The organism is Pseudomonas aeruginosa, assembly GCF_001457615.1.
GTDB lineage: Bacteria > Pseudomonadota > Gammaproteobacteria > Pseudomonadales > Pseudomonadaceae > Pseudomonas > Pseudomonas aeruginosa.
The window spans coordinates 2,755,950-2,774,495 of the sequence record NZ_LN831024.1 but is presented as its reverse complement, the minus strand read 5'-3'; the positions used below and the strand labels follow the sequence as shown (position 1 = coordinate 2,774,495).

Genomic DNA, 18,546 nt, shown 5'->3' with positions numbered 1-18,546 from the left:
CTGCTGGCCGTTTCTTGACGACCTATGTGGCAGTGAAATCGCCCGAAGCCCGCTTATGAACTTCGAGACATTTTTTGCTGCCTATACGGCAGTGAACATGCAGCGATCCGGCCGGCGGAGCCGAAGGATTTCTTAGCTGCCTATACGGCAGTGAACGTAGGATTTGGATCCCAGCCGGGTTAGCTCAGTTTCTTAGCTGCCTATACGGCAGTGAACTCGGCGCCGGCGTTCGATGTTTTCGAGTTGCATTTCTTAGCTGCCTATACGGCAGTGAACGCCCTGGCGCTCCTCGACGCTCACAATCCCTACTTTCTTAGCTGCCTATACGGCAGTGAACCGTCCAGTCGGGCTGTTGAGTTTCTCTGCTACTTTCTTAGCTGCCTATACGGCAGTGAACGCCACCAGTTGCTTCACCTGGGAATTGACCTTTTTCTTAGCTGCCTATACGGCAGTGAACTACGTACCTGGGAACGTTCGAGAAGGTCGTGATTTCTTAGCTGCCTATACGGCAGTGAACAGCAGCTGTTCCCGCTTGCGCCGGATGATCTCTTTCTTAGCTGCCTATACGGCAGTGAACGGCCTGGGCCGGGCTGAGGCGTGGCCGTCGAATTTCTTAGCTGCCTATACGGCAGTGAACCGATACGAGCGCGGGGACTGATTTCACTGGGTTTTCTTAGCTGCCTATACGGCAGTGAACATGCACACGACGTTCGAGTTCTGCATTGACGTTTTCTTAGCTGCCTATACGGCAGTGAACGCGCAGGGTACGCCGGTAGGCCTGCAGTGCCTTTTCTTAGCTGCCTATACGGCAGTGAACAAGCTGGCCGGGTGATCTGCGCAGGCCCGGATTTTCTTAGCTGCCTATACGGCAGTGAACGTTTTCACCGATGGTCATGGTCTCTTTCCCGATTTCTTAGCTGCCTATACGGCAGTGAACTCGAAGCGCGTGACTTTCTCCGGGCGCGCCCTGTTTCTTAGCTGCCTATACGGCAGTGAACGGTGGCGGGTCCGGGCAGTGTGACCCGGCAAATTTCTTAGCTGCCTATACGGCAGTGAACTAGACCCAAAAACCATCAACCTTCCAAGCTCCAAGGGCTCCAGCGCCAAAGCCCGGAAAAACCCTCTTTTTGCAGCGATCTCTAACCCTTTGATCTAAAAGGGCTTTAAAAAACCACCAAAAAAAGGGTTCCCAAGCATAGCGTCCATCCCCTGTTTTCTCCATGCCGGCGTAATGTTCAGAACGGCCTAGCTGTTCAGCGGGCTTGTGCCATCGGAGACTTCGTACAAGGCTTAGCCATTGCCGTCCTACAGGCGCTGTCAGTAGGCTTTTTTCGCCGGCGACTTCGGTTCCCGGCAGGCCACAGCCTGCTGGCCCAACACCCACGAGCGGCCTGTCTCCCTGCCGCGCCGGCAGAAGCCAGGCAGCGGACAGCTCAGAGAAGGATTTCTCCTATGCACGGCCATACCCAGCTTGCCCCGCACTACTTCTTCCGACAGCAGCGATTGCTGCGCGCGCTGCTGATCGACGACCAGGCCTGGTTCGTCCTCGACGACTTCGCCCGGCTGATCGAACACAGCCAGCCCGAACAGATGCTCGCCCGCCTGGACGACGACCAGGCGCGCCGCGAATCGTTGCGTTCCGAACGTGGCGAAGAGCAGGCGCAGTGGCTGATCAGCGAGTCCGGCGCGTATGCCGCGCTGATCTACCAGCAGCGCGGCGATGGCAGCGAATTGCGCCGCTGGCTCAGCGGCGAGGTGGTGCCGGAGTTGCGCAGCGCCACCGACGACAGCGGCATGCCGCGCTACGTCAAGTTGCGCTGGGAGCGCCAGGTGGTGCACATGCTCGACTGGCAGGGCAAGCTCTGGGTGAATTTCAGCGAGATGCCCGACCTCCTCGAACGCCAGGGCGAACCCATGGTGCAACTGGGTTGGCGACGCTGGTTGCGCAAGTTGCGGCCGCTCTAGGCGAGCGGCCACTTGCTCGTCGCAGGGGCTCCACTCCTCCACCCGTTTGAGACGAAAGCCCGAACCCGATCAACAGGTTGAGCAGGCTGCCCGGCGTGCGGTGACGCTTGACCACGCCGCTGGCCAGCCAGTCGGTGGTACGCGGCCCTTCGTTCGAGTAGCGGTCCGGCAGGTGCGCCGACCCTCCCTGTCCAGCCGCCAGCCAGGCTGGCGGGACCACCTGTAGACAGGAGACGCCGGGCAGCGGTATGGCGTGCAGGTTGACCGGCAGGCGGCGAAGAAGTCGTCGCGACCGTGGATGTTCTGCATCATGTGCCTATCCCCGGAAAAGCAGCGAAAGAATAAAGGCCGGCGGGCCAGCGACCACCGCGGGCCGAAGCGAGTTCCGAATATAAGTTAATACCCTGTCAGATCTGGCAGCTTAAGGCGTATGGGGGCGCCAGTTAACAATATGGAAATAGACTTTCCCTAGCCTCACCTCCACGCACAACAACAAGAAGTCATCGGCATGAAAAAAATTCGAAAATTAATATTGGATGATTCCTTCGGAGAAGATTATGACTGCCAGGATCTACCGGGAAGTCGTCAACCCGGGAAAACTCGACGAAACACAGAGGGGAAACCTCGCAAGCGAACTCTACGCGATTCACGCCAGGATCTTTCATGGCGTCCAGTATGAATCCTTCGCTCGCGAGGTCATCCACTCCACCGCCCGCCTCACCCGCATCGCCATCTACCGCAACCGCCAGCACGAGATCGTCGGCTACTGCGCCGTGCATTTCCACGACTCGGAAGTCTTCCAGTACAGCAAGGCCTGCGTGATCCGCGCCGAGTCGGGGATCCTCCCGGAGTACCGCGGGAGCAACCAGAGCATTCCCTTCCTTACCCGCCAGGTGCTGCGCTACAAGTTGCTCAACCCCGGCAAGCGCCTGCTGTTCCTCGACACCCTGATCCATCCCTCCAGCTACGCCCTGGTGACCAAGTACGTGGATGACGTCTGGCCCTGCCACTGCGACCTGGAAAGCCACCACGTGAAGTTCCTCGAACACCTGATCGCCCAGTTCAGCTTCAAGCGCAGCAGCAACGATCCGCTGGTGGTCGACACCGGCTGGACCACCACCGAGGCCGATCACGAACGGGCACGCTGGGCTACGCACAGCAATCCGAATGTGCGTTTCTTCCTCGATCGGAACCCGGAATATCACAAGGGCAACGGATTGATCACGGTATTCCCGATCACCTTGAAGAACATCTTTACGGCGACCCGGCGTTTCAAGCGCAGTTCTTCGGTCAAGCGTAAACAGCACCAGCGTTACAACGCGGCTTCGGCGAAAGTCGGGAATATCGCGTTGTAATGAATCAAGCCGACCCGTATATCGGCGTTTATATATACGCACATATATGAAGAATGGCCGGAAGGGAGTATGGAACATTCCCTTCCGGCCATTTTCATCGCCCCCCGCGAAGGGCTCGGCGGCCGGATCCGATCAGAGCATTTCCAGCTTCGACATCAGGTCGTTCAGGCGCTCGGCCTTCTGCTCGCTGATCTCGCTCGGGGCCAGGGACTCGATGTAGCTGGCCAGCTCTTCCACCGTGGTGCATTCGAACATCGCCCGTAGCGGCACGTTGCGTTGCAGGGCCTTCTGCACCCGCGAGGCGATCTGGGTGGCCAGCAGCGAATGCCCGCCGAGTTCGAAGAAGTTGTCGAACACCCCGACCCGCTCGACCTTCAGCACCTCGGCCCAGATCCGCGCCAGGGTTTCCTCCAGTTCGTTGCGCGGGGCCTGGTAGGCCTGGTTCTGCATCTGGCCGATGTCCAGCGCCGGCAGCGCCTTGCGGTCGAGCTTGCCGTTGGCGTTGAGCGGCATCCGGTCCAGCACCAGCCAGTGCAGCGGCACCATGTAGTCCGGCAGGTCGGCGCGCAGTTGCTGCTTGATCCGCTCGAACCAGGCGCCCTGCTCCACCATCAGTCCGGCCGGCGAGTCGGCGCTGGAACGCGGTGTCTCGCCGGGAACCAGGTAGCCCACCAGGTACTTGCCGTTCGCCCCTTCCTGCACCGCCACCGCCGCCTCGCGGACGTCGGCGCGTTCGTGCAGGCGCGCCTCGATCTCGCCCAGCTCGATGCGGAAGCCGCGGATCTTCACCTGGTGGTCGATCCGCCCGACATACTCCAGCACTCCGTCGGCGCGCCGCCGCGCCAGGTCGCCGGTACGGTACAGACGCTCGCCCGGCGCGCCGAACGGATGCGGGACGAAGGCCTGGGCGGTGCGCAGCGGATCGCCGACGTAGCCACGACCGACGCCGGTGCCGGCCACGCACAGCTCGCCCACCGCGCCCAGCGGCACCAGTTCGAAGGCGTCGTCGGCGCCGGCGCCGAGCAGGTACAGGCGGTTGTTGTCGGTGGGACTGCCGATCGGCAGGTAGGTGCTCTCGGTGGAGGCCAGGTCGACGCGGAAGAACGCCACGTCGTCGGAGCATTCCGCCGGCCCGTAGGCATTCACCAGGCCGATCCGCGGGTAGCGCTTGAGCCACTGGCGCGCCAGTTCCGGCGGCATCGCCTCGCCGGTGGGCAGCATCCAGCGCAGGCCGTCGAGGGCCTGGCGCTCTTCGGCGAGCATGCCCTGGATCAGCGACGGCACGCTTTCCAGCACCGTGATGCCCTGTTCGCCGACGTGCGCCAGCAGGCCCTGCGGATCGTGGGCGATGGCGTTCGGCACGATCGCCACGCGGGCGCCGAACAACGGCGCGGCGAGGAACTGCCAGACCGAGATGTCGAAGCTCTGCGAGGCGGTCTGGGCGATCACGTCGTTCTCGTCCAGTTCCAGGTACGGGACCTTGCTCAACTGGTTGTTGAGCATGCCCGCCTGCTCCACCATCACGCCCTTCGGCAGTCCGGTGGAGCCGGAGGTGTAGATCACGTAGGCGAGGTTCTGCGGCCCGCTGTAGACCTGCGGATCGTGCTCGGCGCCCTCGCCCTGCTGGATCTCGTCCCACACCAGCAGGCGCGGCCGGTCGACGCAGCCGAGTTCGTCGAACAGCGCCAGCGCCTGCTCGCGGCAGGCCTGGGTGCAGACCAGCACCGGCGTGCGGCTCAGCTCGACGATCCGGGTCAGGCGCTGGGTCGGATGGCCGGGGTCGAGCGGCAGGTAGCCGGCACCGGCCTTGAAGCTGCCGACGATCATGCCGAGCAGGTCGAGGCCGCGCTCGGCCAGCAGTGCCACCGGCTGGTCGATGCCGACGCCGGCGGCGCGCAGGGCGTGGCCGAGGCGGTTGGCCCGGCGGTTCAGCTCGGCGTAGCTCCAGCGCTGTTCCAGGCAACTGGCGGCGATGCGCTGCGGATGGGCCGCCACCTGCGCCTCGAACAGCCGCACGTAGCCTTGCTCCAGCGGGTAGTCGCGGGCGCTGCGGTTGCAGCCGTCGAGGAGGAAGTCACGCTCGTCCTCGCCGAGCAGCGGCAAGGCCTCCAGTTCGCCGTGGAAACCGTCGGCCAGGGCCAGCAGCAGGCGCTTGAACTCGCCGAGCAGGCGCTCGACGGTCGGCGCCTCGAAGTAGCGCTGGTCGTAGGACAGGTGCAGGCCGAGGTCATCGCCCGGATAGCAGACCACGGTCAACGGGAAGTTGGTGTGGGTACGCCCGGAGTCGGAACTGGCGTTCAGGCTCTGCGCGCGGTCCAGCACCGAGACTTCCACCGGAGCGTTCTCGAACACGAACAGGCTGTCGAACAGCGGCTGGCCCTTGGGCAGCTCGCTGCTTTCCTGGATGGCTACCAGGGGCAGGTGCTCGTGCTCGCGCAACTCCAGGTTGCGCTCGAACAGCCGGTTCAGCCATTCGCGCACCGTGCAGCGCTGGCCGGCGGCCGGCATCTGCACGCGCAATGGGATGCTGTTGATGAACAGGCCGACGGTGCGCTGCATTTCCGGCATGCCCACCGGACGCCCGGCCACGGTGACGCCGAACAGCACGTCGCGCTCGCCGCTGAAGCGGCGCAGGGTCAGCGCCCAGGCGGCCTGGGCGAAGGTGTTGACGGTGAGTTGGTAGCGCTGCGCCAGTTCGCGCAGGCGCGCGCCGTCGGCGGCGTCCAGACGCGTGTAGCGGTCACCGACGATCATCCCGCCGCTCTCGCCGGCGTGCTCGCGGAGGAACGGGCGGTCGCTGGGTACCAGGGTCGGCCGCTCGAAGCCGCGCAGGCTCTCGCTCCACCAGCGTCGCGATTGCTCCAGGTCCTGGCGTTGCAGCCAGGCGATGTAGTCGCGGTAGCGCGGCGGCGTCGGCAGGTTCGCCGGGCGGCCTTCGCCGAGGGCGCCGTAGATCTCGAAGAAGTCGTTCATCAGCAGGCCACGGCACCAGGCATCGATGAGGATGTGGTGGTTGCTCATCATGAACCAGTAGCGCGCCTCGCCCAGGCGGATCAGGCGCAGGTGGAACGGCGGCTGTTCGAGCAGGTCGAAGCCGGCCTCGCGCTCGCGCTTGTGCAGCGCTTGCAGGCGTTCCTCGTGGCCGTCCTCCGGCAGTTCGCTCCAGTCGAGGAACTCGATGCGGGTGCGACCGGGCTTGTGGATCACCTGCAACATCGTTTCGCCGGCATTCCAGACGAACGACGCGCGCAGCGCCTCGTGGCGGGCCACCACCGCCTGCCAGGCGGCGGCGAAGCGCTCGGGATCGAGCGGGCTGTCGATCCGGTAGCGGTCCTGCATGTAGTAGATGCCGGTGCCCGGTTCCAGCAGGGTGTGCAACAGCAACCCTTCCTGCATCGGGGTCAGCGGATAGACGTCCTCGATCTCGCCGGCCGGCACCGCCAGGGCGTCCAGTTGCGCCTGGCTCAGTTGCGCCAGCGGGAAGTCGGACGGGGTCAGGCCGCCGGCGCCGTCTTCCAGGCAATGCTCGATCAGCGCCTGCAGTTCGGCGAGATAGGCCTGCGCCAGCTCGTTCACCGTCCGCGCGTCGTAGCGCTCGCGGCTGTAGGTCCAGCGCAGCACCAGCTCGCCGCCGTAGACCTGGCCATCGACGCTCAGCTCGTTGGGCAACGGCGCCTGCTCGTCGTGGATCGGCCCGGTGGGCTGGTCCAGCGGCTGGAACAGGGCGTCGGCGAAGCTCTGGTCGAACTGTCCGAGGTAGTTGAAGGTGATCGGCGCCGTGGGCAGCGCGGCCATCGCCTGGCGCACCGCCGGATCGGCGAGGTAGCGCAGCACGCCGTAGCCGAGGCCTTTGTGCGGCACCGCGCGGAGCTGTTCCTTGATCGCCTTGATCGACTCGCCCGGGCTCTGCGCCGGGGTCAGGCGCAACGGGTAGGCGCTGGTGAACCAGCCGACGCTGCGGGTCAGGTCGATATCGTCGAACAGCGCCTCGCGGCCATGCCCTTCCAACTGCACCAGCGTCGACGGCTGCCCGCTCCAGCGGCAGAGCACGCGAGCGAGGGCGGTCAGCAGCAGGTCGTTGACCTGGGTGCGGTAGGCCGCCGGCGCCTGTTGCAGCAATTGCCGGGTACGTTGCGGGTCGAGCCGCAGGCTGACACTTTCCGCCAGCGCCTCGCGGTTGTCGCCCTGCGGGCGGTCGCACGGCCACTCGACCGGCTGCCCACCCAGCCGGGCTTGCCACCAGCCCAGCTCCTCGCGCAGCGATTCGCTGCCGGCGTAGGCCTGCAGGCGTCCGGCCCAGTCGCGGAAGGCGCTGGTCTTGGCCGGCAGCGCCGGTTCGGCGCCCTCGGCGAGCTGACGGTAGACCTGTTGCAGATCCTCCAGCAGCACCCGCCAGGACACCCCGTCCACCACCAGGTGGTGGATCGCCAGCAGCAAGCGTTGCTCGCCGGCCGGGCCGTCCACCAGCACCGCGCGCAGCAGCGGCCCCTGTTCGAGGTCGAGGCTGCGCTGGGCCTTGGCGAACAGCTCGGCGCATTCGTCGAAGGATTGCACCGGAACGTGCCAGAGCAGTTCCTGTTCGTGCAGCGGACGATGCTGCGCCAGCCACTCGCCGTCGACCTGGCGGAACGCCAGGCGCAGGGCATCATGCTGTTCGACCAGGCGTTGCAGGGACTTGCGCAGCAGACCGAGGTCAATGGCCTGCCGCGGCTGCAACAGCAGCGACTGGTTCCAGTGTTCGCGGCGCGCCAGCGGCAGGTCGAAGAACCAGTGCTGGATCGGCGTCAGCGCGCTGTCGCCCTGCACCGGCCCCTGCTCGGCCTGGCTGGCCTGGCTGTGCCGGGCCACCGCGGCGAGGCTCTGCACGGTCTGGTGCTGGAACAGGTCGCGGGGGCTGAAGTGGATGCCGAGCTGGCGGGCGCGGCTGACCACCTGGATCGACAGGATCGAATCGCCGCCCAGTTCGAAGAAGTTGTCGCCGAGACCTACCCGCTCGACGTTCAGCACCTCGCGCCAGACCCCGGCCAGTTGCTGCTCCAGCACGCTGCGCGGGGCCTCGTAGGCCTGCCGGTTGAGCGCCGGGTCGGGCGCCGGCAGCGCGCGGCGGTCGAGCTTGCCGTTGGCGGTCAGCGGCAGGCTGGCGAGCAACAGCAGGTGGGCCGGCACCATGTAGTCCGGCAATTGCTGCTTGAGATGCGTTTTCAGCGCCTCGCGCAGCGCCGCCTGGGCGTCCTCGTCCTGCTCGGCCACCGCGCTGGCGACATAACCGGCCAACTGCTTGCCGCTCGGGCTGTCGAGCGCCAGGACCAGCGCTTCGCGAACCTGCGGATGCTCCAGCAGGCGCGCCTCGATCTCGCCCAGTTCGATGCGGAAGCCACGGATCTTCACCTGGTGGTCGATGCGGCCGACATATTCCACCTGGCCGTTGTCGCACAGGCGCACCAGGTCGCCGGTGCGGTACAGGCGGCCGCCCTCGGCAGCGAAGGGATCGGGCACGAAGCGCTCGGCGCTGAGCGCCGGACGCTCATGGTAGCCGCGCGCCAGGCCGGCGCCGCCGACGTAGAGTTCGCCGGTCGCGCCCTGCGGCACCAGGGCCAGGTCGGCATCCAGGATGTAGGCGACCCGCGCGCCGACCACGCTGCCGATCGGCACGCTGGCGGCACCCTCCTCCAGTCGTTCGGGAGCCAGGCAGGCCAGCGGCATGACCACCGTCTCGGTCGGTCCGTAGGCATTGAAGAACGACGCCGGGGCGAAGGCCTGGCGAATCCGTTGCAGGTGCTCGCCGGTCAGCGCTTCGCCGCCGGTGATGCACATGCGCACCGGCAACTGCCGGCCCTGGCTCTCCAGCCACTGGGCGAGCTGGCTGCCGTAGCTCGGGGTGAAGCCGAGGATGCTCACGCCCTCCGCGCGGATCAGCTCGCAGATTTCCTCCGCGCCCCACTGGCCCTGGGCCCGCAGCACCACGCGGGCGCCGCACAGCAACGGGGCCAGCAGGCGCTCGCTGGCGGCGTCGAAGTTGATCGAATAGAAGTGCAGTTCGCAATCCTCGGCGCGCATGCCGAAGCGCTCGATCACCGCGGCGCAGTGCATGGCGATCTCGCCGTGGGAGACCGCCACGCCCTTCGGCTTGCCGGTGGAGCCGGAGGTATAGATCAGGTAGGCCTGGTGCTGCGGCCCGCTCAGCGCTGCCAGCGGTGCGGGGTCCTCGGCGTCCAGCGCCGGGCCGTCCTCCTCGAGGCACCAGCGCGCCACGCCTGCCGGCAGCTCGCCGAGGGCCTCGAACAGCGCCGCGTGGCTGAGCAGCAGGCGTACGCCGCTGTCCTCGATCATGTATTGCAGGCGCTCCAGCGGATATTCCGGGTCCAGCGGCACGTAGGCGCCGCCGGCCTTGAGGATCGCCAGCAGGCCGACGACCATCTCCAGCGAACGCTCCAGGGCCAGGCCGACCCGCACTTCCGGGCCGACGCCGTGACTGCGCAGGACGCGCGCCAGACGGTTGGAGCGGGCATCGAGTTCGGCATAGCTCAGGGTCTGTCCGGCGAAGGTCAGCGCCGGAGCCTGGGGGCTGGCCGCCACGCGGGCGGCGAACAGGCCATGGAGGGTGTCCTGGAGCCCTGCCTCGCCGGCCGTGCCGGCGAGCAGCAGTTGCTTCCGCTCCTCGGCGGCGAACAGCGGCAATTCGGCAATGCGCCGCTGCGGGTCGCCCAGCAGCGCCTCCAGCAGGTTCTGCCAGTGTCCGGCCATTCGCGCGATGCGCGGTTCGTCGAACAGGTCGCGGCTGTAGGTCAGGCAGCAGCCGAGGCGCTGGTCGAGGTCGGTGACCTCCAGGTTGAGGTCGAACTTGGTCGCCCGCGCATCGTTGGCGATGTACTCGACGGTCATCCCGGCCAGTTGCCGGGTCTGCTGGAACTCCCAGCGCTGGACGTTGCACATCACCTGGAACAACGGGTTGTAGGCGGCGCTGCGCGGCGGTTGCAGGGCTTCCACCAGGTGGTCGAACGGCAGGTCCTGGTGCGACTGGCCATCGATCACGGTCTGCCGCACCTGCTCCAGCAGCTCGCCGACGCTCATCTGTCCGTCGAGCCGGCAGCGCAGCACCTGGGTATTGAGGAAGGCGCCGATCAGCCCTTCGCTCTCCGGGCGGATGCGGTTCGCCACCGGCGCGCCGATACGCAGGTCCTGCTGGCCGCTGTAGCGGTAGAGCAAGGCCGCAAGGGTGGCGGTCATGGTCATGAACATGGTCAGCCCGCGGGCGGCGTTGAAGCGACGCACGCGCTCGGCCAGCTCGGGGCTCAGGTCGAAGCGGTAGAGGTCGCCCTGGTGGCTCTGCACCGGCGGGCGTGGCCGGTCGCCCGGCAGTTCGAGCAGCGGATGCTCGTTGCCCAGCTGGGCCTTCCAGTAGTCGAGCTGGCGCTGGCGCTCGCCGCTCTCCAGCCACTCGCGCTGCCACACGCTGTAGTCCAGGTACTGGACCGGCAACGGCTCCAGCGGCGATTCGCGGTCGTCGAGGAAGGCCTCGTAGAGCGCGCCCAGTTCGCGGGCGAAGATGTCCATCGCCCAGCCTTCGGTGACGATGTGGTGCAGGGTCACCACCAGGTAGTGCTCGCGCTCGGCCATCTTCACCATGCAGACCCGCAGCAACGGCCCGCTCTCAAGGTCGAAGGGACGGTGCGCCTCGCTGTCGGCGAGGGTCTGCAGGTGCTGCCGGCGGCTGTCGCGGTCGAGCGCGGAGAAGTCCTGCCAGTCCATGTGCAGGCCGCCATCGCTATGTACGCGCTGTACCGGCACGCCGTCGACGCTGGGGAACGTGGTGCGCAGGGTCTCGTGGCGCAGCACCAGGGCCTGTAGCGCGGCCTCGAAGCGCGCCACGTCCAGCGGCCCGCTCAGGCGCGCCAGGCCGCCGACGTTATAGGCCGGGCTGTCCGGCTCCAGTTGCCAGAGGAACCACATGCGCTGCTGCGAGTAGGACAGCGGCACCGGCTGCTCGCGGTCGATGCGGCGGATCGCGCCGTGGCTGTCGGTGCGTCCGGCGGCCTGGGCTGCGCGGACCTGTTCGCAGAAGGCCTCCAGTTCGCTGGCCTCGAACAGCGCGCGCAACGGCAGTTCGACGTCGCAGGCCTGGCGGGTGCGCGAGACGATGCGGGTGGCCAGCAGGGAATGCCCGCCGAGTTCGAAGAAATCGTCGCGCAGGCCGACCCGCGGCAGGCCGAGCACTTCGCTCCAGATCGCGGCAATGCGCCGTTGCAGCTCGGTCCGCGGCTCGACGTGCTCGCGCTGCTGCCAGACCGGCTCCGGCAGCGCCCGCGTATCCAGCTTGCCGCTCGGGCCGAGGGGCATCTGCGCCAGGCGCATCAACTGTGCCGGAACCATGTATTCCGGCAGTTCGGCCTGTAGCGCGGCGCGCAGACGCTGGTTCTGCTCGGCTTCCGCCTCGGCGCCGGCAGCGCCGGTGTAGTAGCCGACCAACTGGCTGCCGGCCACGCCTTCGCGGATCACCACCACCGCCTGGGCCACCCCCGGCTGCGCCAGCAGGCGTGCCTGGATCTCCTCCGGCTCGATGCGGAAGCCACGCAGCTTGACCTGCTGGTCGAGGCGGCCGAGGTATTCCAGCACGCCGTCGGCGTTCCAGCGCGCGCGGTCGCCGGTGCGGTACAGGCGCTCGCCGTCGGCCGAGAACGGATCGGCGACGAAGCGCTCGGCGCTCAGCGCCGGGCGCCCCAGGTAGCCACGGGCCAGGCCCAGGCCGCCGATGCACAGCTCGCCGGCGACGCCGGCCGGCAGCAGGTTGAACTCGGCGTCCAGTACGCGGCAGACCACGTTGCCCAGCGGTCGGCCGATCGGCGAACGCTCGCCGTCTTCCGCGCGGCATTGCCAGTGGGTGACGTTGATGGCGGTCTCGGTCGGTCCGTAGCGGTTATGCAGGGCCACCGCCGGCAGGCGTTGCAACACGCGGTTGCGCAGCTCCGCCGGAAGCGCCTCGCCGCCGGAGAACAAGCGGCGCAGGCTGCCGCAGGCGGCGACGCCGGGTTCGTCGATGAACAGTTGCAGCAGCGGCGGCACGAAGTGCAGCGTGGTCACCCCGAACTGCCGCACCAGTTCCACCAGGCGCGCCGGATCGCGGTGCTCGCCGGGGGCGGCGAGGACCAACCGGCAACCGGTGACCAGCGGCCAGAAGCACTCCCACACCGACACGTCGAAGCTCACCGGCGCCTTCTGCATCAGCACGTCGTCGCCGTCGAGGGCGTAGGTGGCCTGCATCCATTGCAGGCGCTCGGCCAGCGCCGCGTGGGTGTTGCCCACGCCCTTCGGCTGGCCGGTGGAGCCGGAGGTGTAGATGACGTAGGCGAGATTGTCGCCGTGCAGGTGCAGGCCCGGTGCCTGGCTCGGCCAGTTGTCGAGCTTGAGGCTGTCCAGGCAGATCGGCGTGACGCCCTCCGCGCCAGGCAGGCGCTCGAACAGATGGGCCTGGGTCAGTAGCAACTCGACGCCGCTGTCGGCGAGCATGTAGGCCAGGCGTTCGCTGGGGTAGTCCGGGTCCAGCGGCACGTAGGCGCCGCCCGCCTTGACGATCGCCAGCAGACCGACCAGCAGTTGCGGCGAACGCTCGGCGCAGATCGCTACCCGCACGTCCGGGCCGACGCCCTTGTCGCGCAGGTAGTGGGCCAGGCGGTTGGCCCGGGCGTGCAGTTCGGCGTAGCCGAGGCTGCCGCCGTCCCACTCCAGGGCGACGCGTTCGGCGGACTGCACCAGTTGCCGCTCCAGCAGCTCCGGCAGCCAGGCGCGCGCCGGCTCGCAGGGCGCGCTGCCCCATTCGGCGAGGTGCGCCGCCTGCTCGGCGTCGACCAGGGCGATATCGCCGAGGCAGCGCTGCGGGTCTTCCGCGACCTGGCGCAGCAGCTCCAGGTATTGCGCGGCGAAACGCCGGATGCTGGCCTCGTCGAAGAGGTCCGCGGCGTAGTCGAAACTCAGGGTCAGGCGACCGCGAGCGTCCTCCTCGCTCTGCAGTTGCAGGTCGAACTTGGCTTCGCGGCTGTGCCAGGGCAGCTCGTCGGCGAGCAGGCCGGGCAGCCGGCGCAACGCCGACAGGTCGCGCTGCTGGTGGTTGAACAGCACCTGGAACAACTGGCCGCCCTGGCCGCAGGCCGCGAGCACCTGGTCGAACGGCAGGTCCTGGTTGGCCTGGGCGCCGAGGGTCGCCTCGCGAGCCTCGCCGAGCAACGCGGCGAACGGCTGGCGCGCCCGGGGCGTGCCGCGCAGGACCAGGGTGTTGATGAAGAAGCCGACCAGCCCCTGGGTCTCCAGGCGCTGGCGGTTGGCGCTGGGCACGCCGATGCGGATCTCGCCCTGCCCGCTGTGGCGATGCAGCAGCGCCTGGAACGCCGCCAGCAGCCACATGAAGACACTCGCCTCATGGTCCAGCGCGGCCTCGCGGATAGCCCGCGCCAGGGCTTCGTCGACCCGCAGGCTGTAGCGCGCGGCGGGCGACGCCTGGCGCGCCGTGCGCGGATGGTCGGTGGCCAGTTCCAGCACCGGCGCCGTGTCGCCCAGGCGCTCCCGCCAGTAGGCCAGTTGGCGGGCGCCCTCGCCCGCGTCCAGCCACTGCCGTTGCCAGGCAGCGAACTCGGCGTAGTGCAGTTCCAGCGGCGCCAGGTCGGCCGGCTGGCCGCCGCAGGCTTCGGCGTAGAGCCGCGAGAATTCGTCGAGCAGCAGGTTCAGCGACCAACCATCGGCGACGATGTGATGCAGGGTGACCCAGAGCTGGTGCTCCTGTTCGTCCAGGCGCACCAGGCTGACCCGCAGCAGCGGCCCCTTTTCCAGGTCGAACGGCTGCTGCGCCTCGGCTTCGCGGCGCTGCGCGGCAGCCGCGGCGCGTTCGTGCTCGGCCAGCGCGGCGAGGTCGACGAACTGCCAGGCGAACTCGCCCCGCTCGTCGATACGCTGCAAGGCCGCGCCGTCGCGCTCGAGGAAACGCGTGCGCAGCGCTTCGTGGCGTTCGACCAGGCGCTGGAAGCTGGCGCGCAGCGCCGCTTCGTCCAGCTCGCCGCGCAGGCGCAGGCCGCCGGGGATGTTGTAGGCGGCGCTCTGCGGATCGATCTGCCAGGTCAGCCAGAGACGCTGCTGCGCCGCCGACTGCGGCAGGTCGACACCGCGCGGCAGGTGCGCCATCGGTGCCTCGGCCGGCAGGCCGGCGGCCAGTTGGCGGGCCACCGTGGCGCTGAAGGCCTGCAGGGTCGGCGCCTCGAACAGTTGGCGCAGGTCGAGGGCGACGCCGAGACTGTCGCGCACCTGGGCGACCACCTGGGCGGCGCCGATGGAATTGCCGCCAAGCAGGAAGAAGTGATCGCGCGGCGCTACCTGCGCCACGCCCAGCCGGGCCTTCCAGATCTCGCCGATGCGTGCCAGCAGTTCGTCGTCGCCTGCCGGCGGCTGCGCCTCCTGCACGGCCTGGAGGCCGGGAAACAGCGCATAGCTGTCCAGGCTGCCGTCTTCCAGGCGCAGGCGGCAGGCGGAACGTTGCAGCTTGCCGCTGGACGTCTTCGGCAAGGCGCCGGGATTGAGCAGCGCCACCACCTTCGGCGCTTCCTGGTAGGCCTCGGCCACCGCCTGGCGGATCGAGTCGATCAGCTCCTGGGCCGGCACCGATTTCTGGACGCCGCGACCGATCTCGGCGGCGATGCCGATGCCTTCCTCGCCATCGACCGTGACCGCGAAGGCCGCGACCCTGCCCTTGCGCGCCGACGGCACCTCGCTCTCGACGGTGCGTTCGATGTCCTGCGGATAGAGGTTGTGGCCGCGGACGATGAGCATGTCCTTCAGGCGCCCGGTGACGAACAGTTCGCCGTCGCGGAGGAAGCCGAGGTCGCCGGTGCGCAGCCAGGTGCGCCCGTCACGCTCGACGAAGGTCTTCGCCGAAGCTTCCGGGTTGCGCCAGTAACCGTGGGCGATGCTCGGCCCGGCGGCCCAGATCTCGCCGACGTTGTCGTCGCCGAGGACCTCGCCGCTCGCCGCGTCGACGATCAGCACGGCGTGTTCCGGCTGGCTGCGGCCGCAGCACATCAGCACGCTGCCTTCGCCTTCGGCGATGCGGTTGCGCGCCAGCGCCTCGCCATCCACCGCCAGGGCGGGAATGCCCTGGCCGCGCTGGCCGCCGGTGACGAACAGGGTCGCCTCGGCGAGGCCGTAGCAGGCGAAGAAACTGGACGCGTCGAAGCGGCTGGCGGCGAATTTCTCGGCGAAGCGTTCCAGGCTGTCCTGGCGGATCGGCTCGGAACCGGAGAAGGCTACCCGCCAGCCGCTCAGGTCGAGACGCTGCAGGGCCGACTCGGCGACCCGCTCGCTGCACAGCCGGTAGGCGAAATCGGGACCGCCGCTGACGGTGCCGCCGTACTGGCTGATGGCTTCCAGCCAGCGCACCGGACGTTCGAGGAAGTAGCGCGGCGACATCAGCACGCAGGGTACGCCGCTGAAGATCGGTTGCAGCAGGCCGCCGATCAGGCCCATGTCGTGGTACAGCGGCAGCCAGCTGACGATCACGTCGTCGGCACCGATGCCGAAGCCTCGGCGGATCAGCACCTCGTTGGCGACCAGGTTGCCATGGCTGACCTGCACGCCCTTGGGCAGTGCGGTTGAACCGGAGGTGTACTGGAGGAAGGCGATGTGCTCGGGACGCACTTGCGGCTCGTCCCAGGCCTCGGCAACGGCCGGGTCCAACTGGTCGACGCAGAGCAGTTGCGGGGCGTTGGCGGCGGACAGTTGCGCGTTCATCTGCAGCAATGGCTCGCGCAGGTCAGCGGTGGTCAGGACCAGGCGCGGCTCGGCGTCGGCGATGATCGACAACAGGCGTTCCTGGTGATGGCGGCGCGCCGATTCCGGCGGGTAGGCCGGCACCGCGATGACCCCGGCATACAGGCAACCGAAGAACGCCGCGACGTAGTCGGGGCCGCTGGGAAACAGCAGTACCGCGCGATCGCCCAGCTGCGCATGGGCCTGCAGGGCCGCGGCGATGCTCCGCGCGCGCAGGTCGAGATCGCGATAGCTGAGGACCACGCCTTCGCCATCGTCCTCGGCGAGGAAGCGCAGCGCCAGGCGCTCGGGCTCCTGGACAGCGCGGCGACGCAGGGCCTGGACCAGGGTGGTGGGAAGTTCGAAGGCGTCCATCATGTGTTTTCCTGCCTGAATTCGGCTTGCAATCGAGTTCTAGTGAGTCCCGGAAACAGTCGTCGCGGCCGCCCCTCAACTGGCGGCGCGCATGCTTCCCCGGACCTTGTCCTTGTGCCAGCGCAGCAGATGCTGGCCGGCGTAGCGACGCAGCAGGCGCAGCAACTGCCCCTGCTGTTCACGGATGAAAAAGTGCTGCCCGTCGAGCAGGTCGAGGGTGAAGTCGCCCCCGGCCTCATGCAGCCAGCCGAGCAACTCGGCGCTGCGCAGGCTGTCCTCGCGTCCGCCGAACAGGTGCAGCGCCGCTTCCAGCGGCCCATGCGCCTGGTAGCGGTAGCTGCCGGTGACGAGAAAGTCCGCTCGCACCACTGGCAACAGCATCTGCATCAGCGACGGATCGTTGAGGACGGCCTCCGGAGTACCCCGGTAGTCGCGCAACGCGGCGACCAGTTCGGCGTCGGCCTTGGCGCGCCGGTAGCCGCTGACATCGTTTTCGGCGGGCGGGGATACGCCGGAGAGGAATAGCGCCAGCGGCCCTTCGAGGCCGCGCCGACGCATGGCATGGGCCAGTTCGAAGGCCAGCAGCCCGCCCAGGCTGTGGCCGAAGAAGGCGTAGGGAGAAGCGCTATCGAGGGTGCCGTGCAGCTCGCCGGCCAATTGCGCGACCAGGCTGGCGGCATCGGTATGCAGGGCCTCGCCGAAGCGAAGGCCGCGCCCCGGCAATTCCAGGGGCAGCAAGCGGATCCAGCCCGGCAGGCTGGGCTGCCAGCGGCGGAACAGCGTGGCGCTGGCCCCCGAATAAGGCAGGCAGAACAATTGCAGGGAAACGGCCGGGCTCACCTGCCGACCTCCTTGCGCCGCTGTCGTGGCCCTCGTCCGGGGCAGAGCGCTTTCCCATGATCGATCGGCATTTCCGTCTCCTGCTGCGCACGCCGGGGCGCCGGGCACCTGCCCGCGCTGTCACAGAGGGGAACGGATAACAACGGCAAATAATTAGCGCATGTAACCGCAATCTCCGGGCAACCGCGGAGCATTGCGCGAAAGGACGCCAACCCCTATCCATTCTGATGGGTTGTGCCCGGCGCTATCGCCGCATCGGCGATAGCGATGTACGCCATGGAGCAGCCGGGAACGGTTGTCGCAGCGCCTTAGCGCAGTTCTTGCGCGGAACGCCGGCAGGAGCGGCGAGGCGGTCAATAACGATTTCTAACTAGCTGATTCCTAAAGATTATTAAAAAAATTTCGTCTGCGACGCATGACTGCAACATTGGCGCGGCCATCCTTCTGAAACGCCGAAGAATTTCTCCCCTCCATCATTCGCAGCGGCTATTTGCCAGCATGCGGACCATTCACGAATAAAGGTGAGATTGGTTATTTCTTCGTAATTGACAATCATTATCATTCAACATAATTTGTTGCGCCATGTGTGGGTCTTACCCCACCGCCAGTGCTCTGCAGCCCCCTCCGCAGCAAGGTGATTTCCATGTCGGAACAACTGTCTACCCGCAGATGCGATACCCCGCTCCTCCAGGCATTCGTCGATAACCGTACGATCCTGGTGAAGATCGCCGCCCGCATTACCGGTTGCCGCTCGCGAGCCGAAGATGTGGTCCAGGATGCGTTCTTCAGGCTCCAGTCGGCGCCGCAGATCACTTCGTCGTTCAAGGCACAGCTCAGCTACCTGTTCCAGATCGTCCGCAACCTGGCCATCGATCACTACCGCAAGCAGGCGCTCGAACAGAAATACTCGGGGCCGGAGGAAGAAGGCCTGAACGTGGTGATCCAGGGCGCCTCGCCGGAAACCTCGCACATCAACTACGCGACCCTCGAACACATCGCGGATGCCCTCACCGAGCTGCCCAAGCGCACCCGCTACGCCTTCGAGATGTACCGCCTGCACGGCGTGCCACAGAAGGACATCGCCAAGGAACTGGGCGTCTCGCCGACCCTGGTCAACTTCATGATCCGCGACGCCCTGGTGCACTGCCGCAAGGTCACCGCCGAGCGCCAGGGCGACAATCTGGCGAACCTGAGCGCGCGTCGCTGAGACACAGGGGCAGGCATTACG

Annotated in this window: 5 protein-coding genes and 1 CRISPR repeat array; of the genes, 3 read left to right on the top strand and 2 right to left on the bottom strand. The window is 67.3% G+C overall.

Translation table 11 applies throughout. The features are described 5' to 3' along the window. Nucleotides 1-69: 69 nt before the first annotated feature. Nucleotides 70-1,058: a CRISPR direct-repeat array (repeat unit 28 nt; unit sequence TTTCTTAGCTGCCTATACGGCAGTGAAC). Between the two features lie 394 nt (nt 1,059-1,452). Continuing rightward, complete coding sequence (locus AT700_RS12870; RefSeq protein WP_003451103.1) at nt 1,453-1,965, top strand: Bro-N domain-containing protein; 513 nt, start codon at nt 1,453-1,455, stop codon at nt 1,963-1,965. A 557-nt stretch (nt 1,966-2,522) separates the two neighbouring features. Next, nucleotides 2,523-3,320, top strand: coding sequence for a hypothetical protein (locus AT700_RS12865; protein ID WP_003102987.1), 798 nt, complete (start codon nt 2,523-2,525; stop codon nt 3,318-3,320). Between the two features lie 132 nt (nt 3,321-3,452). Here the strand turns inward: AT700_RS12865 and pvdL are convergent, their stop codons facing one another. Together pvdL and pvdG are read right to left on the bottom strand one after the other, a co-directional pair. After that, a complete protein-coding gene (gene pvdL / locus AT700_RS12860; RefSeq protein WP_048521084.1) occupies nt 3,453-16,481 on the bottom strand; it encodes a pyoverdine non-ribosomal peptide synthetase/polyketide synthase PvdL in 13,029 nt (4,342 codons plus the stop codon). Nucleotides 16,482-16,553: 72 nt separating this feature from the next. Beyond that, the gene (gene pvdG / locus AT700_RS12855) at nt 16,554-17,318 is read right to left on the bottom strand and encodes a pyoverdine biosynthesis thioesterase PvdG (RefSeq protein ID WP_003102981.1); all 765 of its coding nucleotides are present in this window, start codon (nt 17,316-17,318) and stop codon (nt 16,554-16,556) included. 643 nt (nt 17,319-17,961) lie between these two features. On the opposite strand from pvdG, the gene pvdS reads away from it, so the two are divergent. Continuing rightward, nucleotides 17,962-18,525 (top strand): pyoverdine signaling pathway sigma factor PvdS, encoded by a 564-nt coding sequence (gene pvdS, locus AT700_RS12850; RefSeq protein ID WP_003116904.1) that lies wholly within the window; start codon nt 17,962-17,964, stop codon nt 18,523-18,525. Nucleotides 18,526-18,546: the final 21 nt, after the last annotated feature.